The 24,776-nt window shown below is 39.8% G+C and carries 22 protein-coding genes, 1 pseudogene and 1 riboswitch; of the genes and pseudogenes, 12 read left to right on the top strand and 11 right to left on the bottom strand.

What is annotated here, in order from left to right:
* Nucleotides 1–17: 17 nt before the first annotated feature.
* The 4 genes from QLG01_RS11045 to QLG01_RS11060 form a co-directional block, all read right to left on the bottom strand.
* The gene (locus QLG01_RS11045; protein ID WP_004789131.1) at nt 18–500 is read right to left on the bottom strand and encodes a phosphate-starvation-inducible PsiE family protein; all 483 of its coding nucleotides are present in this window, start codon (nt 498–500) and stop codon (nt 18–20) included.
* A 120-nt stretch (nt 501–620) separates the two neighbouring features.
* Nucleotides 621–2,402 carry an acyl-CoA dehydrogenase C-terminal domain-containing protein gene (locus QLG01_RS11050; RefSeq protein ID WP_151826656.1) on the bottom strand — a complete coding sequence of 594 codons (1,782 nt, stop codon included), beginning with the start codon at nt 2,400–2,402 and terminating at the stop codon, nt 621–623.
* Between the two features lie 167 nt (nt 2,403–2,569).
* Nucleotides 2,570–4,372, bottom strand: a complete 1,803-nt coding sequence (locus QLG01_RS11055; RefSeq protein WP_282496448.1) for an acyl-CoA dehydrogenase C-terminal domain-containing protein — start codon at nt 4,370–4,372, stop codon at nt 2,570–2,572.
* A 289-nt stretch (nt 4,373–4,661) separates the two neighbouring features.
* Entirely contained in the window at nt 4,662–5,039 is a 378-nt protein-coding gene (locus tag QLG01_RS11060; RefSeq protein ID WP_282496449.1) for a hypothetical protein, read from the bottom strand.
* Nucleotides 5,040–5,171: 132 nt separating this feature from the next.
* Between QLG01_RS11060 and baeS the strand changes: the two genes are divergently transcribed.
* Complete coding sequence (baeS, locus tag QLG01_RS11065; RefSeq protein WP_049838143.1) at nt 5,172–6,830, top strand: sensor histidine kinase efflux regulator BaeS; 1,659 nt, start codon at nt 5,172–5,174, stop codon at nt 6,828–6,830.
* A gap of 21 nt (nt 6,831–6,851) precedes the next feature.
* Complete coding sequence (locus tag QLG01_RS11070) at nt 6,852–7,538, top strand: response regulator (RefSeq protein ID WP_003655179.1); 687 nt, start codon at nt 6,852–6,854, stop codon at nt 7,536–7,538.
* 71 nt (nt 7,539–7,609) lie between these two features.
* Here the strand turns inward: QLG01_RS11070 and QLG01_RS11075 are convergent, their stop codons facing one another.
* The 3 genes from QLG01_RS11075 to QLG01_RS11085 form a co-directional block, all read right to left on the bottom strand.
* Nucleotides 7,610–8,191: a L,D-transpeptidase family protein gene (locus QLG01_RS11075; RefSeq protein WP_282496451.1), complete on the bottom strand. Its 582-nt coding sequence runs from the start codon at nt 8,189–8,191 to the stop codon at nt 7,610–7,612.
* 65 nt (nt 8,192–8,256) lie between these two features.
* A complete protein-coding gene (locus QLG01_RS11080) occupies nt 8,257–9,699 on the bottom strand; it encodes a protein adenylyltransferase SelO family protein (protein WP_192836078.1) in 1,443 nt (480 codons plus the stop codon).
* Nucleotides 9,700–9,798: 99 nt separating this feature from the next.
* Nucleotides 9,799–10,971: an acyl-CoA desaturase gene (locus tag QLG01_RS11085; RefSeq protein WP_005309628.1), complete on the bottom strand. Its 1,173-nt coding sequence runs from the start codon at nt 10,969–10,971 to the stop codon at nt 9,799–9,801.
* Between the two features lie 208 nt (nt 10,972–11,179).
* Between QLG01_RS11085 and QLG01_RS11090 the strand changes: the two genes are divergently transcribed.
* On the top strand, nt 11,180–11,713 hold the full coding sequence (locus tag QLG01_RS11090) for an META domain-containing protein (protein ID WP_198307074.1): 534 nt from the start codon (nt 11,180–11,182) through the stop codon (nt 11,711–11,713).
* A 27-nt stretch (nt 11,714–11,740) separates the two neighbouring features.
* Here the strand turns inward: QLG01_RS11090 and QLG01_RS11095 are convergent, their stop codons facing one another.
* From QLG01_RS11095 to QLG01_RS11105, 3 genes are all read right to left on the bottom strand, one after another.
* Nucleotides 11,741–12,454 (bottom strand): glycerophosphodiester phosphodiesterase, encoded by a 714-nt coding sequence (locus tag QLG01_RS11095; RefSeq protein WP_282496452.1) that lies wholly within the window; start codon nt 12,452–12,454, stop codon nt 11,741–11,743.
* Between the two features lie 74 nt (nt 12,455–12,528).
* Nucleotides 12,529–13,107 (bottom strand): cob(I)yrinic acid a,c-diamide adenosyltransferase, encoded by a 579-nt coding sequence (locus tag QLG01_RS11100; protein ID WP_199943774.1) that lies wholly within the window; start codon nt 13,105–13,107, stop codon nt 12,529–12,531.
* Nucleotides 13,108–13,203: 96 nt separating this feature from the next.
* Nucleotides 13,204–15,054: a TonB-dependent receptor gene (locus QLG01_RS11105; protein ID WP_199943773.1), complete on the bottom strand. Its 1,851-nt coding sequence runs from the start codon at nt 15,052–15,054 to the stop codon at nt 13,204–13,206.
* 23 nt (nt 15,055–15,077) lie between these two features.
* Nucleotides 15,078–15,285: riboswitch (cobalamin riboswitch) on the bottom strand.
* Nucleotides 15,286–15,411: 126 nt separating this feature from the next.
* Here QLG01_RS11105 and QLG01_RS11110 point away from each other — a divergent pair.
* Genes QLG01_RS11110 through QLG01_RS11125 form a run of 4 tightly spaced genes read left to right on the top strand, consistent with a single transcriptional unit; the run spans nt 15,412 to nt 18,842 of the window.
* Nucleotides 15,412–16,080, top strand: a complete 669-nt coding sequence (locus tag QLG01_RS11110; protein ID WP_013196862.1) for a phosphoribosylanthranilate isomerase — start codon at nt 15,412–15,414, stop codon at nt 16,078–16,080.
* Nucleotides 16,055–17,284 (top strand): tryptophan synthase subunit beta, encoded by a 1,230-nt coding sequence (gene trpB / locus QLG01_RS11115; RefSeq protein WP_002116129.1) that lies wholly within the window; start codon nt 16,055–16,057, stop codon nt 17,282–17,284. The genes QLG01_RS11110 and trpB overlap by 26 nt, the downstream gene beginning before the upstream one ends.
* Nucleotides 17,285–17,296: 12 nt before the next feature.
* A complete protein-coding gene (locus tag QLG01_RS11120; RefSeq protein WP_282496453.1) occupies nt 17,297–17,809 on the top strand; it encodes a DUF1543 domain-containing protein in 513 nt (170 codons plus the stop codon).
* A 37-nt stretch (nt 17,810–17,846) separates the two neighbouring features.
* A complete protein-coding gene (locus QLG01_RS11125; protein ID WP_282496454.1) occupies nt 17,847–18,842 on the top strand; it encodes a DUF2804 domain-containing protein in 996 nt (331 codons plus the stop codon).
* An 8-nt stretch (nt 18,843–18,850) separates the two neighbouring features.
* Here the strand turns inward: QLG01_RS11125 and QLG01_RS11130 are convergent, their stop codons facing one another.
* Nucleotides 18,851–19,726, bottom strand: a complete 876-nt coding sequence (locus QLG01_RS11130) for a metal-dependent hydrolase (protein ID WP_005309644.1) — start codon at nt 19,724–19,726, stop codon at nt 18,851–18,853.
* Nucleotides 19,727–19,846: 120 nt separating this feature from the next.
* On the opposite strand from QLG01_RS11130, the gene QLG01_RS11135 reads away from it, so the two are divergent.
* The 5 genes and pseudogenes from QLG01_RS11135 to QLG01_RS11155 all read left to right on the top strand — a co-directional run.
* Nucleotides 19,847–20,896: an AraC family transcriptional regulator gene (locus QLG01_RS11135; protein ID WP_282496455.1), complete on the top strand. Its 1,050-nt coding sequence runs from the start codon at nt 19,847–19,849 to the stop codon at nt 20,894–20,896.
* Between the two features lie 246 nt (nt 20,897–21,142).
* Nucleotides 21,143–21,946 carry a tryptophan synthase subunit alpha gene (trpA, locus tag QLG01_RS11140; RefSeq protein ID WP_049838105.1) on the top strand — a complete coding sequence of 268 codons (804 nt, stop codon included), beginning with the start codon at nt 21,143–21,145 and terminating at the stop codon, nt 21,944–21,946.
* On the top strand, nt 21,943–22,839 hold the full coding sequence (gene accD / locus QLG01_RS11145; RefSeq protein ID WP_282496456.1) for an acetyl-CoA carboxylase, carboxyltransferase subunit beta: 897 nt from the start codon (nt 21,943–21,945) through the stop codon (nt 22,837–22,839). Before trpA ends, accD begins: the two co-directional genes overlap by 4 nt.
* Nucleotides 22,836–24,122 carry a bifunctional tetrahydrofolate synthase/dihydrofolate synthase gene (gene folC / locus QLG01_RS11150; RefSeq protein WP_282496457.1) on the top strand — a complete coding sequence of 429 codons (1,287 nt, stop codon included), beginning with the start codon at nt 22,836–22,838 and terminating at the stop codon, nt 24,120–24,122. The genes accD and folC overlap by 4 nt, the downstream gene beginning before the upstream one ends.
* Nucleotides 24,113–24,776: pseudogene (locus tag QLG01_RS11155) on the top strand (SPOR domain-containing protein); the annotation flags it as partial. The gene folC and the pseudogene QLG01_RS11155, both read left to right, overlap by 10 nt.

Consider the following 24,776-nt stretch of genomic DNA (forward strand, 5'->3'; position numbering starts at 1 on the left):
ATATTGAGGCCATTTTTTTATGCTAATTCATCATCTTGAGGCTGAGGGGGCTTTAAAGGCGTTGGTGTTTTTGCATGTTTCTCTTTCATCACTGAAGGATAATTCCAGGATGCAAAACGAACAACTAAGATAGAAAGGGCTAAAATAAGAATTGAGCCTGTAATAATGACTTGGTCCATATCCGCTTTATGGTCATGTTGGATATCTGAAATGAGTAGACGGGTTAATGCCGTAATCGCAACATAAATAAGAAAGCGTACTGGCATATGATTGGTTTTAAAGTAAATCCCAACCATTGCTCCAAGTTCTAAGTATATAAATAATAATAAAATATCATCAATTGAAGCATACTTTTTGACTGTCAAAATTTCAAAAACAGTATTGGCTGCGGACCACGCCACCATACAGCCAATAATAAACAGGGCTAAATAATGAAAAGCTTCAACGGCATAATGACCAAATCGGTCCAGAATACGCTCATACTTTTTGGGATCAGGCATAGTAAAATCTTTTGTTTGCTTCGTAATGTTTAGAAATTAAACAAATTTCATGCCAATTGAAATAGTAGATACAAAATAAAAAACGCCTGATTTTTCAGGCGTTTTTTATAAAGAACTTAATTAAGCTTGGTTCGTAAAGTAATCTTCACTAAAGCCCATAATTAAGTCAGAACCTGCTTTGATTTTAGCAATACGCGCATCAATATCTGGCAAGATACGTTCAACAAAGTATTGAGCTAAAGCAAGTTTGTTTTGATAGAAGTCACCAGACTTATCTTTTGCTGCCGCTGCAATTTTTGCAAACATATAAGCGAAGCTGAGTAAGCCAACTGCATGTAGATAATCAACAGCAGCAGCATTCGGGAAGTCTACGTTTTCAGCAGCTTGTTCAATAATAAACTGAGTGATTGCTTCGATTTCAGTTGCAGCATCTAAAGTTGCATCTTTAATGAAGTTCAAATCGGTGTCTAGGTCATTTGCAAAGTCACGAATTTCAGTGATGTATTCAGCAATGAATGCACCGCCACATTTAATGGTTTTACGACCAATTAAATCTTGAGACTGAACACCGTTCGTTCCTTCGTAGATTTGAGCAATACGAAGATCACGAATACATTGTTCCATGCCCCATTCACGAATATAACCGTGACCACCGAACACCATCTGAGCATCTAAAGTTGCTTGGAATGCGGTATCTGTGAGGTAAGCTTTAGCAATTGGTGTTAAAAGCGCAACGCGATTATTGGCTTTTTTCACAGCTTCAGCATCAGTTGAGAATTTAGTGATATCGAGCTGTTGACCAACATAGACTGCAAAAGCACGTGATGCTTCATTGTTTGCACGTACGTTTAACAACATACGGCGAACATCGCCATGGACTAAAATGCTGTCAGCAGGTTTATTTGGTGATTGAACACCAGCTGCACTACGACCTTGTAAGCGGTCGGTCGCATATTGCGCTGCATTTTGGTAAGCAAATTCAGATGCGCCTAAACCTTGGATACCCATTGATAAACGTTCGTAGTTCATCATGACAAACATGGCAGCAAGACCTTCGTTTTCTTTACCAACAAGGTAACCTTTTGCTGCATCAAAGTTCATCACACAAGTTGCAGACGCTTTAATCCCCATTTTATGTTCAATAGAACCTGGGCCAACGAGGTTGCGTTCACCTAATGAACCATCTTCGTTTACCAAATACTTTGGCACGATGAACAAAGAAATACCGCGTGAACCCGCAGGAGCATCTGGCGTTTTAGCAAGTACTAAATGAATAATGTTTTCTGCTAAATCGTTGTCACCGCCAGTGATAAAGATTTTAGTACCTGTGATGTTATAAGTACCATCTTCATTAGGTTCTGCTTTGGTTTTAATAATACCTAAGTCAGTACCTGCATGTGGCTCGGTTAAGCACATCGTACCCGACCATTCACCTGAATAAATCTTTGGTAAGTAAGTTTCTTTTTGTTCTTGAGATGCATAGCTGTTTAAAGCCATACCTGCACCCACAGAAAGAAGCGGGTAGAGCATGAATGATGGGTTAGTTGCAAATAACATTTCATCAGAAAGAACGGTGAGCATTTTTGGCATGCCTTGACCGCCCCATTCTTCATCGGCACCTAAGCCAATCCAACCACCTTCTGCATATTGACGGAATGCATCTTTAAAACCAGCTGGTGTGAACACCTCGCCGTTTTCATAGCGAGCGCCTTCTTCATCACCGGTACGGTTTAATGGATGAGTCACGTTCTGAGCAAATTTAGCCATTTCTTCTAAAATTGCTTCAGCTGTTGCAGCATCTACATGAGCGAGTTTCTCATTAGACTGCCAAAATTGTTCTGCTTTAAATACATCATTTAAGATGAATTTCATATCAGCTAAAGGAGCATTGTAAATTGGCATAATCGTTCACCTTTTTTGTGCACATTGGCCTGTGCTAGATATCCTGTAAAACGAAATGGATATGGAATTTAAAGTGTAAATTTATCATTGATTTTATAAAAAAAGGACCGTCAAAACTGAGCAGTCCTTTTTTGTTTTTTAACATTGCATATCGCAACTAACTATGGTTAGAAAGCGAAATGTTCAGCGTCTAATGACATCAATGGATCTAGACCACCTGCAATCACGTCTACATGAGAACGTACGCGTGGCAAGATTTTCTTGAAGTAGAAGCGAGCAGTTGTAACTTTCGCGTTATAGAAATCAACATCGGTCGTACCTCCTGCTAATTTCTCTTGTGCAACAAGTGCCATACGAGCCCATAGATACGCTAAAGTGATATAACCTGAGAAGTAGAGGTAATCTACAGCAGCAGCGCCTACTTCATCTGGGTTTTGCATTGCGCGCATACCAATTTGCATAGTGAGATCGCCCCATTCTTTGTTAAGAGCTGCAAGCGGCTCAACAAATTCTTTCATGGCAGCGTTGTCTTTATTTGCTTCAACAAATTTGTGAACAATTTTGGTAAAGTCTTTTAGCATTGCGCCTTGAGTTTGCAATACTTTACGGCCTAACAAATCAAGTGCTTGAATTTCGGTTGTACCTTCATACAAACATGAAATACGTGTATCACGTACGATTTGTTCCATGCCATGCTCAGAAATAAAGCCATGACCACCGAAGACTTGAACACCGTGCTTAGCAGACTCAGAACCTGTTTCAGTTAAGAATGCTTTTGCAATTGGAGTCAATAAAGACAAGATGTTGTCAGCAAACTTACGCTCTTCTTCTGTTTCGCCTTTTTCAACGATGTCAGCATATTGAGCAAGTAAGTAAACAAGTGCACGACCGCCTTCAGCAAATGCTTTTTGAGTTAAAAGCATGTTACGAACAGCAGGGTGAACGATAATTGGGTCTGCATCTTTTTCTGGAGCTTTAGGACCAGAAAGCGAACGCATTGCTAAACGTTCTTTTGCGTAAGTTAACGCACCTTGGAAAGATGATTCAGATGCTGCTAAACCTTGAACCGCAGTGCCAATACGTGCTGTGTTCATGAAGGTAAACATACAGTTCAAACCACGGTTTTCAGGTCCGATCAAGTAACCTTTAGCTTGGTCAAAGTTAATGACACAAGTCGCGTTACCATGAATACCCATTTTGTGCTCGATAGAACCACAACGAACCGCATTACGCTCGCCCACAGTACCATCTGCATTTACATGGAATTTAGGAACGATGAATAATGAGATACCTTTGGTACCTTTTGGCGCACCTGGTAAACGAGCAAGAACGATATGGATGATGTTTTCAGCCATGTCATGTTCACCAGCAGAGATAAAGATTTTCTCGCCAGAAATTGCATAGCTACCGTCAGCATTTGGTTCTGCTTTAGAACGGATAATACCTAAGTCAGAACCTGCATGAGATTCAGTTAAGCACATCGTACCTGTCCAAACACCTGAAACAAGGTTTGGTAAATAAGTATTTTTTTGTTCATCAGAACCATGATGTTCTAATGTACGTACAGCTCCGTGAGACAAGCCAGGGTACATACCCCAAGACCAGTTTGCTGTACCAACCATTTCAGAAATTGCAATACCTAAAGAGTTAGGTAAAGCCTGACCACCGTATTGTTCTTCTGCTGATAAAGACGGAAAGCCAAGTTCAATATATTTTTGATAAGCTTCTTTAAAGCCTGTTGGAGTGGTAACTACGCCATCATTCCAAGTACAACCTTCACGGTCGCCAACTTGGTTTAAAGGAGAAAGTTCATTTTCACAAAAGTCTGCCGCAGCTTCTAAATATTGATCAACCAATTCACGGCTTACGTTACCTTGGAAATCAGGTAATTTTGCATAGTGTTCTTCAGCATTTAATAATTCATGCAAAACGAATTGCATATCACGTAAGGGCGCTTTGTATTGTGGCATATCGGGTTCCTCAATACTGGTGAAACCAGAGTTATAATCTTAATCTATGAGAATGTGCCATGAGGCACCTTGGACTATTACATCGTGCAACAACTTGCATAACTGCACAAGCACCTCAGGACCTTTACTTTGTGACTGCAAAGTCAAGAAAAAAATGCTTAAACTAGCTAAGTGCTTTGAGTGTAAACACTTTTGGTTATGTTTATATGATACAAATAGTCAAAATCGTAAACAGTTATGTATAAACAAAAGGCGCCTATAGGCGCCTTTTGTTTCATGATTTTTAGAATTATTTTGCTTGAGCTGATGCAGGAGCAGGGGCGTTAACTGGTGGTTGAGGGCGCTTTGGTTCAAAACGAAGGTTACAAGTACCTTCAAGTGTCTTATCTCCAATTTGAACATTTACTGCTTGTCCGTTGGCCTTACCATCACATGCTTTTTGGATTTGTTCAAAGCGAGCTTGACGTTCGGCACGGTGCTGTTCCCATGCTGCTTTTTGTTCTGGTGTGAACTCACGATGTTTCATACGGTGGTGGCCTTCACGTGGGCCATCTTGCATCATGCCACGCTCTGGCTTTGGTGGTTGAGTCGTCGATTGACACGCCGCTAAACTTCCCATTGTTACAATTGCCGCACTGAATAATGCAATTTTTGCCGTCATTTTCATATTTAAAGCCTTTTAATGTTGTGTTTACTGATCGCTTAAAGATTAGATAATAAAGATGTAGAAACAATGGAGAGTTTTTCTTTTCGTTGTTGGTTACAATGCGAAATATAGGGTAAAAATGAGAGAGTGCTTTTGAACGTTCTACGTGTTCCCATTGCATTACGGTTGTTTTTGACAGTCTTGCTCACCACATTGCTTATTGCGACTGCAAGTTTGAGCGTTTTGCACTGGACAATGCAAAAGAACTTTGCCAAATATGTGGCTGACGTTGAAATGCAGAAGCTTGACCGACTCATTACCAATCTAGGCGATGTCTATACGGTGTACCATGATTGGGGGAATGCGATTCAGGCACAGATTTTACAAATTGAAGGAACCGCTGCTCCTGACGACTACGATCGTCTCTCGCAGTGGTGGCTTCGTCGTCAATATGACATTGCCATACAACAGCATTCTTTCGATGAACATGCCCTTATTAATATTTCACCGCAAGTTGCACCGACAAATAAAAATACTATTTTTAGCGATGAAGAGTTAAGAACGCTTGAGCAAAATTTACCTTCTCAATATCAACCCTTTGAAGGATTAAGATTCCCCTTAAGCGCAAACCAATTTCGCCCAAGTGATGATAAAAATAAATCAAAGAAAGGGAGCTTAAAAGATATTGAAACTCAAAATGGTAAGAAGCGTTTTATTGCTTTGCCTGACCGTTTAGGTTTGAGTTCTCGTTTATCCTTATATGATGCACGACACCAGTTTGTTGTAGGTGAGCCACCTTCTTCAGATCAGATGTCATTTCGCCCGATTATCTTAAACAATCAAGTGGTTGGATATTTGGGTTTAAAACCTGTTTTAGATAAAGAAGATGCTTTGAGTATTAATTTCTTTAGTAACCAAAAGCGCTATTTACTCTTAATTTATGCTTTAACCTTACTTTCAAGTTTAGTTGCAGCGCTATTGATGGCGACTTATTTTAAAAAGCCGATTCAGCGTTTATTAAATGCAACCAATGAATTAACGAAAGGAAATTATCAACATCAAGTTGTTATTAAACGAAATGACGAGTTGGGCGATTTATCAACTCAATTGAACCATTTAGCAGAAATTTTACATCAGCATGAAGAGTCGCGACGTCAATGGGTGGCAGATACTTCTCATGAGCTAAAAACGCCGTTGGCTGTATTACAAGCACAAATTGAAGCGATGCAAGACGGGATTCGAAAAGCAACCCCTGAACATTTAGATGCGATGATGCGTCAGGTTTCAAGTCTGAAAAAATTGACCCAAGACCTTGCAGACTTGGCACAGGCAGATGCCCAGCAGCTTAAGTGTTATTTGAGTTCTGTTAATCCATGGGAAGTGGTATTACAGGAAGTAGAAAACTTTAAACCTAAACTTGAGCAGGCTGGTCTCGAAATTCAGGTTGAAGGAACAAGTTCTCCGCTATTATTAGACCGTGATCGGTTTAAACAGATTATTGTTAATTTAATTAGTAATAGTATTCGTTACACAGAAACAGGTGGCAAAATCCATATTCATACAGCTCAAACTCCGCAGGAGTGGACTTTGTATGTTGATGACAGCCCATTTGGTTTAAACGATGAGCAGTTATCTCGTTTAGGTGAACGTTTCTATCGCGTAGATGATTCGCGTACGCGTAGTACAGGTGGAACAGGGCTAGGCTTGGCTTTGTCTTGTAAAATTGCGCAGGCGCTTGGTGGTACACTCAGTTTTGAACATTCACCGTTAGGTGGTTTACGTTGTGTGCTCACTTTTAAAAAGCAGAGTTAAATATAAAAGGAAAAATATCTCATGAAACATGTGATGTTGGTTGAAGATGAAGTCGAATTAGCGCATTTAGTGCGTGATTATCTTGAAGCTGCCGGTTTTGAAGTAAGTATGTTTCATGATGGTCAAGATGCTTATGCGAGTTTCCAGCAACGTAAACCTAATTTAATGGTTCTGGACTTAATGGTTCCACGAATGGATGGTTTGACCATTTGCCGTAAAGTTCGTGAACAATCAGATTTACCGATTATTATGGTCACTGCCCGTACCGAAGAAATTGACCGTGTATTAGGTCTGAATATGGGCGCTGATGATTATGTATGTAAGCCATTTAGCCCAAAAGAACTTGTTGCTCGTGTACAGGCAGTTTTACGCCGTTTAGAGCGGAAGGCAGAGCCTGAACAAAATGATTCTTTCCGAATTGATAAAGCTCAGCAAAGAATTTGGTATCAACAAAAATCGTTGAGTTTAACGCCAACCGAATTTCGCTTACTTGAGCTATTTTTAGAGCATGTAGGGCAAGTGTATTCACGTGCACAATTATTGGATCATATTAATCCAGATAGTTTTGACGTTGCTGATCGTGTAATTGACAGCCATATCAAAAACTTGCGCCGAAAAATTAGTGAAGCGGCTGAAACTGGTAACCGTCATGAATGGATTCAAGCTGTTTATGGTGTAGGTTACCGCTTCGAATATCCTGAAGAGTAAAACACTAGTAAAAGTTATTCTGTGGATAACCACAATGTTATCCACAGAAAATGTGGATAGTTTTAAAGATTTTATGGATAAATAATAATCTTCGTATGATTTGGTACGAATTGCCAAATCTCATCTATATCTGTATTTCTAACCGCAATACATCCTAATGTCCAATCTTTATGGGGCATATAAGTCGAGCTAAAAGGCATAGATAAAAAGGATTTTGGAACTGATCCATGAATCATGATATCTCCACCTGTTGGTTGATTATGTTGCTTGGCATAAGCAATATCTTTCATATCGGGATAGGAAATATGCAATGATTTATAGAAAACACTTTGTGAATTGCGCCAATCTATAGAATAGATCCCCTCCGGTGTTTTTCCATCATTTTCAAAATGTTTATGTCCTTTGGGATTAAGGCCAAGACGAATAGGATAACGACGAATCACGTCCTGATTACTCTTGAGCAGAAGTATGCGTTGACTTTTAAATACTTCAATTGAGGTGACAGGCTTGGTCTTGATTAGATCCGAAATCTCTTCGCGTGAAAGCGCTTGATGGCTTGGCGTAAAAGTCGGTAAATATTTTTCATATTTATAAAAAGCGATTCCGAGTGGAACTATAAGAAGTGTACAAATAATGATAGGTCTAATTTTCATATATTATTCTTTGATGTTTAAAAAACTCTCTTAAGTGACTTAAGAGAGTTTTAGTTTTTAAAGTATTAAGAAGAACAGCTGACAGCTACGTCTGGTACGTCACTTGGTAACGGGCCTAAATCTTGTGGTTGTTCGAGCTCTGGTTGTCTTGTATATGGCTGATCAAGAAGCTTAAACAAACGGTCTACTTCGCTAAAATCATCACGTTCCGCAGCTTCAATAGCACGCTGAGCCATGTGATTACGTAAAATATAAATCGGATTTGCTTGCTGCATGTTTGCATCAAGTTCAGAAGTATCTTGATGTTCACGAATGCTTTGATATTGGCTAAGAAATTCATCAAACTGTCGAATATCAAGGCAATCATCTCGTAGAGTTTTATATTCTTTATTTTGAAGTCGGATAAAGCTCTGAGTGTAATCGAGTTGTTCAGTTTGTAAGATTTTTAAAAAACTAAAACTACAATCAAGACTGTCTTTATGAAAATGGGGAAGTCCCATTTTTTGACATAAACCAGTTGTGTAATGTTCAATAAAAGTCGGTTCAAATTGTTCTAAGCAACGCGCTAACTCTTCTTTGAACTGATCCTTTTGTTCAGGTTCAGCAAGTGGAATCAAGTTGTTTAACCACGTCCATAAATTCCAATGGCCTATGCTTGGCTGATTTTGATAAGTATAACGGCCTTGATAATCTGAGTGGTTATTAATCCAGTTCGGGCGGAAGCGTTCCATAAAACCATATGGACCAAAATCGAGTGTTGAACCAGTAATATTTAAGTTATCGGTATTCATCACGCCATGAGCAAACCCAACCAATTGCCATTTTGCAATCATGATTGCAGTCCGCTCAATTACCTTTTTGGCAAAGGATAAAATAGGATTCTCAGTTTCTAGACACTCAGGATAATGCCATTCAATACATTTTTGAGTGAATTCTGGCAGTAACTCTGGAGCGTATTGATTGATCCATTCAAAATGTCCTAAGCGGATATGACATTCAGATGTTCTGAGCAGCATTGCGCCTAACTCTAATTTTTCGCGCTGTACCCCTTGAGTAGAGGTGGTAAAACCTACCGCGTGACTAGAAGCGACGCCTAAGGCATTTAAAGCATGTCCAGCCAAATATTCGCGGACGACAGAACGCAATACTGCACGTCCATCTCCCATTCTTGAATAAGGGGTAGGGCCTGCACCTTTGAGATGTAGGTCGATGGTTTGACCTTTTGTATTGAGTATTTGTGCAATCAGTAAGCCACGACCATCACCGAGTTGTCCAGCCCATTGTCCAAATTGATGGCCAGCATAGACCATCGCCAGAGAAGGGAATTCAGAGAAAGTACGCTGTCCGCTACAGATTTCAACCCATGCATTTTTTTCGTCTTCTGACCATTGCAGCTCATCTGCCAAAGCGGCATTGAAATGGCCTGCTTTTGCACCACGCAAAGGAGATGGCTGCTGAACATGGAATAATTTAGAAGGAAGTGAAGGGTAGAGCGGATTAAATTGCATGGGCTTGGCAAAATAGAGAGAGCGGATTTCACTATACCATAGTTAAAAAGCAGGCATAAAAATAGCTCCCGAAAGAGCTATTTTTGATCAGAATTTATTTTAGTCTGACACCACGTTGGTATTCTTTTTAACACTACGCATAAGTGTTTCTAAGCATTCACGGTGATGACTTAAACGGTGTTCAAGCAACTGAAAATCAACTTTAAGCTTGTGATCCATTCTATGAATCTTTTCAGCCATTGCTGCTTTTTTCGCTTGTAACTCTTGTTCTTTAAGTTTTGCCCAATCATTTAAAGTATGGGTAAATGCTTCGTATTCTTGTGCAATACGTTGTTTCATTTGACTAATGTCAGCATTTACATCATGACCATAGATAGCAAGATCTTGCTCGGCATATTTAAACTTCATCGCCAGTTCTGCTTTTTTAATATTAAAGCTTGGAATACGACGTAAATTTTTAGCTAAACCAAGTTTAGAACAAGACCAAATCAACCATTTTGTTGGGTCATATTGCCACCATTTCACACCGTTACGATAATCGTATTGGAAGATATGGTGATAGTTGTGGTAACCCTCGCCCCAAGTGGCGATAGCTAACCAGAAATTATCACGTGCCGAGTTTTCGTCTGTATAAGGACGTTTACCGAACATATGACAAAGTGAGTTAATAAAGAAAGTCACTTGATGGCTAATGATTAAGCGTAAGAGACCACCTATGAGGACTACACCCCATAAATCGCCAGTTGCCCAACCAATTAAACCTAAAATTCCAACATGAACTGCAACTACGAGTAAAGCATAGTATTTATGCTGGAACATAACCAATTTATCATTGAGCAAGTCAGGTGCATTTTTAAAGTCAGGCTCAGATGGCGAATGATCGCGGATCATCCAACCCATATGGGCATACCAAAAACCACGCTCAATTGAATATGGATCTTCATCGACATGATCAACATGTCTGTGGTGAGTACGGTGACCAGATGCCCAGAACAAAATACTATTTTGTACGGCAAAAGTTCCACCGATCATTAAAAGAATTTTAAGCGGTAACGACGCTTCGTAAGCTCGGTGAGCCCACAGGCGGTGATAACCAGCAGTAATCCCCATACTACTTAGAGCTAAAAGAAAAAATAAGCTTACCCATGCGCTTACACTAAAATCATAATAATACGCGTAAATCGGGATTATGATTGCGGCAAGAATTGGTAAACCAATTAAGGTAATGCTAGCGGTCCAGTTAATTGGGGCTTTGAGTGGGGCGGAAGTCATATCCGGCAGCGCTCCTAGAATCCTTGTCAGACAAGGTACAAAGACAAAACGACATAGCAAAACCGATCATTAAGATATATTGCTATTCTATCCTTCATATTAGCACGTGCTTAGTGAGAATCACTAGCATTATTGTACAGATGTATTGAAAGAACGGTAACAGAATTAAACTATGTCACAGAGTTTTTCAAGTAGGAGAAGTTGTTTAATGAACGTACAACGATTGAAAAAAAAGAACAGCATTGATATTGCAAGGAAATTATCATTGAAGTGTATCTTGGTCACAATCAGTCTTGTATTAGCCGCATGTCAAAGTGCACCCGATCAAAATACAAAAAAAGTCCAAACAAAAAAAACAGTTCATCATGTTCAATCGCCTGTTGTAAAAAAGAGAGTGAGTCCTGATGGCATTCAAGATATTGATTGGCAGATTACTCAGATCAGTGGTCATAAGGCAAAATTCTTTACACAGTGGCCGACGCTCTCTCTAAATTCTGCTATCAAAACGGTATCAGGCCATACTGGATGTAACGCAGTTTTTGGTCGTTATACATTTAATTTTAGCCAGCAAAAACTTGATATGCAGGTTAATGCAGGGCATTTAAGCTGTGATGGTGCTTTGGCCCAAGAGGCAGAACTCGTGGATGCTTTGCAGCGTATTCAACGCTTCCAACTCGTAGGTAATACGCTATATCTGCTTGATCAGAGTGGACAACGCCTTATTCAGGCACAAAAGAAATAAAAGGTGGTTTTACCACCTTTTTTATATTTATAGAGCTTGTAACATCGTGGTTGGAATATCTGTAATTAGCCCTTGTACATCTAAATCCCTAAGTCTTCTTGCTCTTTCTACATCATTCACTGTCCAGACACTAATATTTAAGTCGGCCTGCTGTGAAAGCTGAATCATTTCATCTGTTGCGAGTTGATCGTGCCAGCCAATATGACAGCAACCATATTGATGAGCGAGTTCAATTGCTGTTGCTCCAACTGGAAGCTCGACTAACAATCCCCGTTTGAATTGAGAGTTTATATCGCGTAAGGCAGTTAAAATTTGAAGATCAAAGCTTGTGATGGTGATGACTTTCTCAAAACCTTGTAATTCGGTCTCAAGCTTTAGAGCAATTTTTTCTGCTAAAACCATGTCTCTTACAGCTTTCACTTCCACTTCAATATGATCGAAGTTATCAAGCAGGTTTAAAACGCCTGTGAGTGTTGGTGTTGGCTCTGAATTGGGCCAGTTGGGCCAATTTTGACGATGATCAAATGACAGTGCTTGAGCCAAAGTAGATTGCTCAACAATTTGATCGACTCCAGCTGTACGTAAAAAATTCTCATCATGAATCACGACCAACTCTTCGTCTTGAAGCTGACGAATATCAAATTCGACACCACGAATACCTAAATTTTTTATGTGCTGAAACCCACCTAGTGTATTTTCAGGAGCTTCTTTGCGTGCACCACGATGACCAATAATGCGCATAATTTTCTTCTATGAAATATTTTGACTATGGTCTCTTTAAAAAGAGCAGAGACCATGTTTAATCTAATCTATTTTTAAATAATCTCATTGATATTTTTTTGCCAAAGTACTTCTTGGCCGCCCTCGGCACGTTGTAAAGCACGAGATGCAACAAACAACCAGTCAGACAGGCGGTTTAAAAGCTGGAGCGCCGTGGTTTGAATGTTTTGATCACGTGTTTGTACCGACAGTAGAGATCTTTCTGCGCGGCGACAAACGGCACGGGCTTGATGGGCATAACTGCAAGTTAAAGAGCCTGATGGCAGAATAAACTCTTTAAGCATTGGTAAGTCTTCATTCATACGGTCAATTTCTTTTTCAAGAAACTCAATACAAACAGGCTCAAGTAAATTGTAGTTTGGAATGCAAACCTCTCCACCTAAATCAAAAAGCCAATGTTGAATCAGACTTAAGCTTTTATCCCAATCAGCCTTATTAGTTACTTGGCTATCTGTGATTTGAGCACGAAGTACCCCAATAATGGCATTGAGTTCATCAACATCACCAAGTGCTGCAATTCGTAAATCGTCCTTGGCAACACGAGAACCATCGCCTAAACCTGTTGTACCTGAGTCGCCTGTGCGTGTATAGATTTTGCTTAAACGGTGTCCCATGATGGATATCCTGAACATAAAAAAGGGGATAATGTCGGTCAGAACATTACCCCGAAACTGGAGTTAAGAAAATATTTTTATAATCAGAGTGAAAAATTAATAACGGAAAGTGACCCCAACAGAAGCTTGGCGGCCTGTATTAACATACCAATCATTTGAAGGATACGTATTTAATACTTCACGATATTGAACATCACCTACGTTTTGAATATTGGTAAATACTTTTACGTTAGGAATAATATTCCAATAAGCATTTAAGTCTACAGTTGCATAACCCGGTACTCGCATAGAATTTGCTGAGTCTGCATAAGATTTAGATCTTGCAATTAAAGAGGCACTGATTCCATAAATTGCATTTTCTAAACCTGTACTTACAGTGATTGTCTGGCGAGGACGGTAAGCAATTTCTGTATTATCTTTTTCATTTTCTGTTTTTACGTAAGCATATTCAGTAGACAGGAATAGATCATCCTGTTGCCACTTTATTCCAGCTTCACCACCTGTAAAGTTTGCCTTGGCTATATTTGTATTAGTACCCGCATTATAGGCGATAAGATCTTTAATTTTTGTATGATAAACAGAAAAATTAGTACTCACATTTGACGTAAGATCATAGTTCATACCCATTTCATAAGAAGTACTTTCTTCTGGCGCTAAGTTCTCATTTCCTCCCCATTGTGAATAAAGTTCATTTAAGGTCGGAGCTCTGAAAGCACTACCGATATTTGCATATACGCTAGCATTTGGTAGGAAGTGATAGCGAATAGCACCTTGGCCAACAGTATGGGTACCAAAGCGTTGATTATCTTCTAAACGAACACCAACTTGCGTATCAAAAAGATCATTTTTGAGTTGATGCTGTAGATAATAACCTGTGCTATTTACACTTTTATCTGAGTTTAGGATGGTATTACTTTTATAATTTGCATCGTTATAGGTGGCACCAACTAAAATATTTTGGTTCGGAGTGAATTTCCATTTCAGATTCAAATCACTTTCATTATTTTCAGTATTGTAATATGAGCCATATGCAGGAACATTTTGTTTATCCTGAACATTTGCATAGTGTGCATTAATGATTAAATCAGGCAAAATATTATAAGCAACTTTTGTGTTGATAACTCGATTTTCAAATTGACGTTGTGCTGTATTGGTTATGTAGTCATTACTAAAAACATTTGTGCCTTTATTTTCACTAATTGAAGCAGAAGCATCTATTAAATTTTCTTGGAAGAAGCCTATTTTAGCGTGATAGCCTTTTTGATCATAACCGGCCTTATCATTTTCTGGTTGGCTTTCAAAAATACGTGTCCCATCACTTTCTAAGCGTTGCCCACCTACTTGTGCATAGAACCCTTGGTCAGTCACGAGATTGGCATTAACAATAGCCTTATAGGTATTATTTTCACCATAAATACCCGTTAACTCAGCACCTGTTTTCTCAGGTTTTTTAGAAATTAACTGGACAACACCACCAATAGCATCACTGCCATATTGAACTGATGCAGGGCCTTTTAGAATTTCAATTTGTTGAACATCTGTTGTATCTAAAAACGCCGGATATAATGGGCCAAGCTCATTTTGACTATTTAAGCGAGCACCATCTTTAAGAACTAATGTATGAACTGATTTAGTGCCACGAAGTGAAATTTCAGAAATCTGACCTAGACCACCGCTTTGTTTGATATAAACAGAAGGATCGCGTTGGATAATATCCGAAACGTTTAATAATGGATTCTTCTCAATCGTTTTTTCATCAATGACTGAAATTCGCGCCGGAACCTCACTGGCTTTTTCAGCACTTTTTGAGGCAGTGATTACAATTGGATCAAGCTGAGTTGCATTCGTTGTATCTTCAGCAAAAATAACAGGTGAAAACCCCATCGCAATAGCGATAGCCCCCACCAGACGGGTAGGTTGAAAAGACTTAGACATAACATGCTCCATACATTCACCCCACGTGAATGATCGGGTAGATAGATGAAACAAGTAGGTCTCCGGACTTCAGCGCCATATTTATGTTATGGACATATTCACCTTCCCACATGACTGCAGTGGTGTAAGTCGATATCGACTTAAAAAATATGCTTTACATTGTTACCGTTGCGGGGGCAGTGCCGGACTTTCACCAGCTTCCCTAAAGCATTAATTGCTTACACTTGCTTCCAATTTTACGCAGTATAAAGTGGCGATTTATTTCATACAATGTCATTTGGAGCAATTCCCAGAGAACTTTTACGCAAGGGACAAAAATTGCATTACAATGGCGCTTATTTTAAGAAATGGTTGTAGTTTAGGCAGATCATGAGCCCATCAAACCAAAAACGTACACGCGCAAAAATCTGTGGAATTACTCGCATTCAAGATGTTCAGGCAGTTGTTGCTGCTGGAGCAGATGCGATCGGTTTTGTTTTTTTTCCGCCAAGTCCAAGACACGTGACAGTTGCAGAGGTTCAAGAATTTACAAAAGTAATTCCACCTTATGTACAAATGGTTGGTTTGTTTGTGAATGCAAGTGCCACTGAAATTCAGGATGTACTTGATTGTGTTCCCCTAGATGTATTACAACTACATGGCGATGAAACTCCAGAACAATGTCAGGAAATAGCTCGCCATTGTAAACGTCGCTGGTATAAAGCGATTCAGGTTAAACCTGATTTAGATGTAATTGCTGAAATTCAAAAATATCAGGCGGCTGGTGCCAGTGCTGTATTGCTCGATGCGTGGCATCCTGAGCTTAAAGGGGGCACAGGGCATCAGTTTGACTGGTCTAAATTCCCAAAACTTGATATTCCTTTAATCTTGGCAGGTGGTTTAACCCCTGACAATGTCATTGACGCTATTCATACTACCGGTGCTTTTGCAGTAGATGTGAGCGGAGGCGTAGAATCCGCAAAAGGTATAAAAGACCAACAACTCATTGAACGATTTATGCAAGGAGTCCAACGTGGATCAGCAAAACAATGTGATTGACTATACACAGTACCCAGATGCTGCAGGGCATTTTGGTATCCATGGCGGACGTTTTGTGTCAGAAACTTTAATGGCGGCATTAGAAGATTTAGAAAATCTCTATTCCCGCATGAAAAATGATGAACAGTTTCTGGCAGAATTCGACCGCGATCTCGCCTACTATGTAGGTCGTCCTAGTCCACTTTATTATGCTGAGCGATGGTCAAAAGAGTTAGGTGGTGCGCAAATTTATCTTAAACGTGAAGACTTGAACCATACAGGCTCACATAAGGTAAATAACACGATTGGTCAGGCGTTATTGGCAAAGCTTTCTGGTAAAAAACGTATTATTGCCGAGACTGGTGCTGGGCAACATGGTGTGGCAACAGCAACAATTGCAGCACGTTTAGGTCTTGAATGTGTTGTTTATATGGGTGCTGAAGACGTTAAGCGTCAAGCCATGAACGTTTATCGTATGCGTTTATTGGGCGCGACTGTTGTACCTGTACAAAGTGGTTCTAAAACGCTGAAAGATGCCATGAACGAAGCGATGCGTGACTGGGTAACCAATGTTGATACGACGTACTATGTAATTGGTACAGTTGCAGGTCCACATCCATATCCTCAACTTGTTCGTGACTTCCAGTCGATTATTGGCCGTGAAGCACGCAAACAGATCTTGGAGCAAGCAGGTCGCTTACCAGATGCATTAGTTGCATGTGTGGGTGGCGGTTCAAATGCAATGGGCTTGTTCTATCCATTCTTAAACGATGCCAATGTGAAAATGTATGGTGTTGAAGCAGCTGGTTTTGGTATTGAAACTGGTAAACACTCTGCGCCGTTAAATGCAGGTCATGTGGGTGTATTACATGGTAACCGTACTTACTTAATGAGTGATGAGCAAGGTCAGATTATCGAGACACATAGTATCTCGGCAGGGTTAGATTATCCGGGTGTTGGTCCTGAACACAGCTTCTTGAAAGATATGAAGCGTGTTGAGTATGTGCCGATTAATGATACAGAGGCTCTACAAGGCTTCCGTGATTTAACCAAAATTGAAGGGATTATTCCTGCTCTTGAAAGCTCACATGCCATGGCTTATGTCTCTAAGCTTGCACCAACGATGTCTAAAGATCAGATTATTATTGCGACCGTTTCAGGTCGTGGTGATAAAGATTTAATGACTGTTGCACGCATTGATGGCGTAGAAATGGTTGAGATGTAAGCGGGAATAAAAATGCCAAGTCTGTTTATGGTAATGTTGGGTGGGCGTCATGCACGCGCAAATACAGAAGTTCATGATGTTGTCATGGCTGTAGGAGATACTTTGGAAGAAGTTTATCCTCAACTTAAACAGGCTTGGTTTGGTGAGGCTCAAGGATTACATATTGATGCTTGGGCTAAGCTTTCGGGAGTAAAATCTCAAGAGCAAAATTATCAAATTCACTTCACTGATGCAGCACCAAAACCAGATGACTTAAAGTTATATTTAATTAATCTGGGTGGATATAATGCTCGTGAATTCGGTGAGCTCCATCGTTATGAGTTTGTAGTTGCACCCAATGCTGTTATTGCAAAACAATTGGGTAAACAATTTATAGATCAACAGTGGCAAAAAGCGCATACAGATCGAGTCATTGATATTGATGACTGCTTAGCGATAGATTGTGTAGCAGGGCGCTATATTCATTTAATAAAAGGCGATTTTGCTGCAACAGTTTGGGAAAATACGTATTTGACCATGGCATAGGTCATTTGAAATCTAATATTCATATGGAAGTGGGTAAATGGATTTAATTCAAGAAAATGGACAGCCTCATTATGGGCGTTTTGAATCTGTACCGTCAACCATTCATGTACAACATTATATTTATAAAACCCCTTATGGTAAGGTCTTAAAAGGCTGGCGTAAGCAATTAAAATACAAGAAATTTAAATTCTGTGGCATTCAACATAAGCACTATAGTATTGGTCTAGCAATTGCAGATATTGGCTGGGTCGGTCACGGTTTTTTCTATATTTATGATCATGAAACCCAGCAAGTAATTGAATGGAATGCGATTCAGCCTTTAGGGCATAAAACCTATCTTGATGAACAGCCGTTGTTTAATCAAAGCTATTTTTCTAAATCGCCTTATCAATTTGATATTCAGCATGCGAATGGTGTGCGGTACATTCGAGTCACTAAATATGGTGAGATTCAACTCAGTGCTCGGATTTTTTGTGCTGGCACCGATATATTAAGTTTATGTACACCGACAGGAATTAATGGTTGGACCTATACTCAAAAGCAGACCACGCTGGGTGTAGAGGGGATGTTTATTAATAAACAAAACCAAGTTGTACAATTTGATGAAAAGACTTTTGCATCTTTAGATGATACTTGTGGTTTTTTGCGACCTGAAACAGCTTGGTTTTGGCTTTCATGTAATTTTTGGGATGAACAAGGCAGACGTATTGGTCTAAATTTAGCTTCTGGTGTTAATGAAAGTTTTGGTAATGAAAACTGTTTATGGATTAATGGGGTTTTATTTCCATTAACTGATGTTTTATTTGAAAAAGTAAATGATGAACTTTGGCAAATTAGCTCTCTAGATCAAAAACTTAATCTACAGGTCCATATTGGTTGGTGCCGATACGAAAATATTAATTTAAGAATGATTGGCAGCCAGTTCAATCAGTGGCAAGCTAAAATTAGCGGCACGATTGAGCATGAGGCAACCGATATAATCAATTGCAAAGAACAATACGGTTTACTAGAACAACATTATGCAAAATGGTAACAAGCAGGTTATAAACCTGCTTGCCAAAATGCTTCACCAGCTGCAATAGGATCATTGGTCTTTTCAAGTGTTTCAATCCAGACTGGGTATTGACGAATGACTGGATGCTGACTTGGATGAAAATCTTTTTTAAACCAATCTAAATATTGGCTTTTCATGGCGGTTAATGTGCCATTTTTACCAAAGAACCAAGGTAAGCCTTTAAGGCTCATTAAGAGTCGTTCTCTAGAACTAAAACCATCACATTTCAACATGATGTTGGTGCGATAGAGCGTAAAACCAAACATGAGTACTGTTGTAAGAACCAATACAAATCGACGAGTCGACTCAGGAACTTCACCTACTTGTTTCATGACATCAAAAGCAACATCACGATGCTCCATTTCTTCAATGGCATGCCAAGCAAAAAGCGCTCGGACATAGGGGTGAGCATTTTCTAAAGTTTTTTTATTGCTATAAAACGTTTCTGCCATTAATGCAGTTAAATGTTCAGCTGCTGCCGTCATTGCAATATTGTATTGCGGTGAGCGTTTGGTGAGTTCAAAACGAAAAATTCTTTTTAATGTAGCTGTGAATTGGTCAACAGGCATACCTTGTTCTTTCATGAGCTGATTCATTTTGTCATGAGCAATACCGTGTTGAGCTTCTTGTTTAATAAAGTCCACAACTCGTTTTTGTAGTTCTGGATCTTCAATTTTGTCACGGAACATACGAACGCATTCGATGAAATAACGCTCCCCATCGGGAAAGGTTAAGCTGAGTGCATCAAACATACGAGTCAAAAAAGGATCATTATTAAACCAAAAGCGAGGCGCTTCGTTTAAGTGAAAATCTAGATCTTTACGAACCACTGGCTCGACTTGATAAGAAACATGTGCGTTCATATTTTATTTCTCGCATCTAACTTGTTTATTAGTATGTCGCGGCTGGTCGGCTTTGTTTTGACAGTTATTGCCAATTTTTATACAGTTTGCGACAAGATGGCAGTAAAAAAAGGATGAGCCATGCAGGATTTTACGATTTCAAATGGGTATTTTTATCTTTGGAATACTTACTTAAAAGAACGGGGAATGGACTGGCAGGCATTAAATCTGACGGATGTTCAGGCTCGACAAGTTCAAAATATTTTAGCTTCGTCTATTGATGCTCAATCATCTTTAAATTTTTTTCTTGAGCTTTTAGAGCTAACCGAATCTCAACTACAAGTTTCCAATTTAGCTTTGGAAATGGCCACTTGCATTACACCAGCTAATTTTGGTGTATTGGGCTATATGGCATCCCGAAGTGGCAGTTTTGCAGAGGTTCTTGAATATATTATGAAGTTTCATCGTCTTGTGATTGACGGTGAGCAAGTGGTACCTATGCAAATTGAGCAAGATGCTTCTAAAATTCGTTTGTATTGGCCGTTGGTTGATGACAGTAATATCATACTTTGTGAATTGACCTTGGCAGCTATGGTACAACTTGCTAAACAAATAGCCCCACTGCATGATTTTCTCTTGCAACAAGTTGAGTTTGTGCACAGCGCACGTGGTCCGTTAGTGCACTATCAGCGTTTCTTTCAATGCAAATTATCATTTGGAAAACCTTACTATGCATTAACTTTTGCAAGTGAGGGACTAAGTATTCGCCCTCAACATGCAGACCCGACCTTAATGCAACTTTTAGTGAAACAGGCAGAAGAGGCGTTAGCTCAGCGTAAAATACAAACAGATTTAGCTCAGCAAATACATTGGATCGTCCATGAATATTTTAAGCAAAGGCAGCAGGCTCCTAAAATAGAAGATATTGCCATCGAGTTGAATATTTCAGTACGAAGCTTACAGCGCCAGCTACAGTCATTAAACACTTCATTTAAATTAATTTTAGATGCAGAGCGTATGAGACGCTGTGAGATATTACTTAACCAAAATGCCAGCCTCACTTTAATTGCTGAACAATTGGGATATTCGGACCAGTCAGCACTTGCACGTGCCCATAAAAATTTGACAGGACAAACCCTATTAGCAAGAAAAAGACAATTACAGCTAACAAATAAAAATGCAATAAAATAGCCTTTCTGTGGCGATTTTCTATTCAGATGACGATCTAATAATGGCTCGAAAATAGGAAGCTTTGATCATTGAGAAAAGTTTCAAAATATTGATAAATGTACGCCATGGGTTGTATGAATCATACAATCGAATATCGCCATAACGTTAGACCTGTTCAATGGACAAAAAATAGCGTTAAAATGCGATGTTCTTGTATTTCTACAAACAACTCCTCAATTTTAAATAATTCAAGGAAAGCACAACCCTATGTCACGTCTTGCCACCCGTTTTGAAAAGCTTAAGTCCCAACAACGTAAAGCGCTTGTATCTTATGTCATGGCGGGTGATCCACAACCGCAAGTAACAGTTCCGTTACTGCATAAAATGGTTGCGGCAGGAGTAGATGTCATTGAGCTTGGTTTACCATTTTCAGATCCAATGGCCGATGGTCCAGTAATTGCGCTTGCAGCTGAACGTGCGCTTGCAGCAGGGACTAACACATTAGATGCTCTTAATATGGTAAAGGAGTTCCGTGAACAGGATCAGGATACACCTGTTGTTTTAATGGGTTATCTAAATCCGGTTGAAGTGATTGGTTACGAGAAGTTTGTTTCTCATGCGAAAGAGTGTGGTGTAGATGGCTTATTACTGGTGGATTTACCGCCAGAAGAGTCAAAAGAGTTTGGTGCTGTGTTGAAGCAACATGACATGGATCAAATCTTCTTGCTCGCACCAACTTCTACAGACCAACGCATTCAGCATGTGGCAAATCAGGCAAGTGGATTTATCTACTATGTTTCACTTAAGGGTGTAACGGGAGCCGCAACATTAGATACGGCAGAAGCTGCTGCACGTATTCAAAAAATCAAAAATGCCACTGATATTCCAGTAGGTGTTGGTTTTGGTATTAGTGATGCGGCTTCAGCAAAAGCAATGGGTAGCGTTGCTGATGCGGTGATTGTAGGTAGTGCTTTCGTTAAAAATTTTGCAACGTTGGCAGCGGATGACGCTGTTGAACAGACGGTGAATAAAGTCAAGGAGCTTCGAGCAGCGCTCGATGAGTTAGTATGAATCAAGAAGTGAAATCAGGGAAAGTTCTTAGCCCTTCGACACCATGGACAAAACGTCCGGTTCCAGGTATTGAAGTCGCAAATGAGCAACAAATTCTCAAAGCAACATTTACTGAGCCAACGATTGAATGCCCTGAATGTCATGCTCTAGTGACACGTACAGCAATCTCTTTCAATGCGTATGTTTGTCCGCAGTGTGATGAACACTTACGTATGAAAGCTCGTGATCGTTTGAACTGGTTCTTCGACAATGTGGTAGCAGAATTAGGGCAAGAATTTAGCGCGAAAGATCCGTTAAAGTTTGTCGACACTAAGCCATATCCAGATCGTATGCGTGAAGCGCAAACCAAAACTGGTGAAACGGAAGCCTTAATTGTCATGCAAGGTAATTTAAATGGCGTAGATATGATTGCATGTGCTTTTGAGTTCGACTTTATGGGCGGCTCTATGGGTACAGTTGTAGGCGACCGTTTTGTTCAGGCTGCTGAACTTGCTATTGAAAAACGTCAACCATTGATCTGTTTCGCAGCTTCTGGTGGTGCACGTATGCAAGAAGGTATGCTGTCTCTCATGCAAATGGCGCGTACTTCAGCGGCGATCCAAAAGTTAAAAGATGCAGGTTTACCTTATATCGTGGTGTTAACACATCCTGTATATGGCGGTGTAACAGCTTCTTTAGCAATGTTGGGTGATATTCATATTGCTGAACCTAAAGCGATGATTGGCTTTGCTGGTAAACGTGTAATTGAGCAGACTGTACGTGAAACTCTAGAAGAACCGTTCCAACGTGCTGAATATTTGCTTGATCATGGTGTAATCGATCAGATTGTTCATCGTCACGCTTTACGTGATACTGTATCTCGACTTGTATCGAAATTGATGAACTTACCTTGAACCAACAAGCTCCACTTTCAATAGACTCTTTAGATACATGGCTCAATTATTGGAGCCATGTTCACGTTACAGGGATAGATCTTGGTCTGGAACGTGTAATTCCTGTTGCAGAAAAGCTGGGTGTAACTCAGCCTACTGCTAAAGTTTTTACAGTAGCCGGAACGAATGGTAAAGGCTCAACTACAACCACACTGGCCGCGATATTAAACGCACAGGGTTATAAAGTTGGGTTATATCAGTCACCGCATATCTATCGCTTTAATGAGCGAGTCAAATTAGGTGGAGTTGAAGTCGATGATCAAAGTCTGATTGATGCTTTTGTTCAAGTCGATCAGGCTCGTCGCGATTGTGATTTGAGTTTATCTTTTTTTGAAGCAACCACTTTGGCTGCTTTTGTCATTTTTAAACAACAGCAATGTGATGTATGGGTGCTCGAAGTTGGTTTAGGTGGACGCTTAGATGTCGTCAATGTAATTGATCCCGACGTTGCAGTTATTACTAATATTGGCCTAGATCATACTGACTGGTTGGGCGATACCATCGAAAAAATTGCTTTTGAAAAAGCAGGCATTATTCGTCCACAAATTCCGGTTGTCTTTGCTGGCGAACAAATTCTACCTCAAGCAATCCAAGATAAAGCAGAAAGTACGCAAGCAGACTTATATACCGTTAATCGTGATTATTTTTATAAACTCACCGATGATGGGCAAAACTGGTACTTTGCCTCAGAAGGAACTACTTTAAAGCTTCCTTTAGGTCATTTAGCCATTGAAAATATTGCGGGAGCGGTTGCAGCTATTTTAAACAGCGGACTTGAAATTTCTCAGTCAGCATTAGAAAAAGGTATTCAATCTGCACGTTTAGCTGGACGTTTTGAGCAGCGTCAAGTGGAGGGTAAAACGGTAATTTTTGATGCCGGACACAATCCACATGGTGTTGAATTTTTGTTAAAGCAATTGCGAAATTTCTTAGAATACAATAAACAGTACACAGGAGTTGTCGCAGTATTTTCAATGCTGGCAGATAAAGATATAAAATCAGTAGTCGATTTATTGAAACCTACTGTTTTACATTGGAAAATTGCTGAGTTGAATGTGCCGCGTGCTGCACCGATTCAGCAACTCAATGATGCCTTGCAAGGCCAGACAGTACAACAATATGGCAATATCAAAGAGGCTTTTAAATCAGCGCTTGAGCAAACAAATAACAATCAGCTGATTTTGGCCTGTGGTTCGTTTCATACTTTAGAAGCGATTTGGGAGTATTTGGAAGAATGTCAATGAATAACAAACAACGCTGGATGGGTGGTGTTGTTTTACTGGGAGGTGGTGTTTTATTGGCAGCATTACTTCTAAAAGGAAATGAGGAAATAAAACAGGTTGAAGTTCAGCCACCGGCATCCACATCACCAAAAACTCAAACTAAGCCAAAGCAAGCAACCGAAGGACAAATGGTACAACTACAGCCTTTAGCGGTTGATGTTGAAACAGAAAAACGTTTGTTAGAAGAACAGCGCCGTTCGCGTGAAAAAGCGGTTGCTGAGCAAGAAGCACGTGCAGCTGAGTTTTTGGCAATGCAACAGCAAGCTGAAGCTGATGCTGCTCGTAAAGCCGCAGCAGAGTACGCTGCGATTAATGCACGTCGTACAGCTGCTCAAGAAAGTTCAGATAATATTCCACCAGAGTTAGTGGGTGAGGCGAAAGCTAAAAACCAGCAAACTAATGTGGCAAATAAAACAACTGATACTTCAAAAATAGATGCAGACAAAAAAGCAGCTGAAGCAAAACGCCAAGCGGAAGCTGATAAGAAAGCAGCTGAAGCAAAACGCCAAGCGGAAGCTGATAAGAAAGCAACTGAAGCAAAGCGCCAAGCAGAAGCTGATAAAAAAGCAGCTGAAGCAAAACGCCAAGCGGAAGCTGATAAGAAAGCAGCTGAAG

It is taken from the genome of Acinetobacter sp. V89_4 (assembly GCF_029967875.1).
GTDB lineage: Bacteria > Pseudomonadota > Gammaproteobacteria > Pseudomonadales > Moraxellaceae > Acinetobacter > Acinetobacter oleivorans.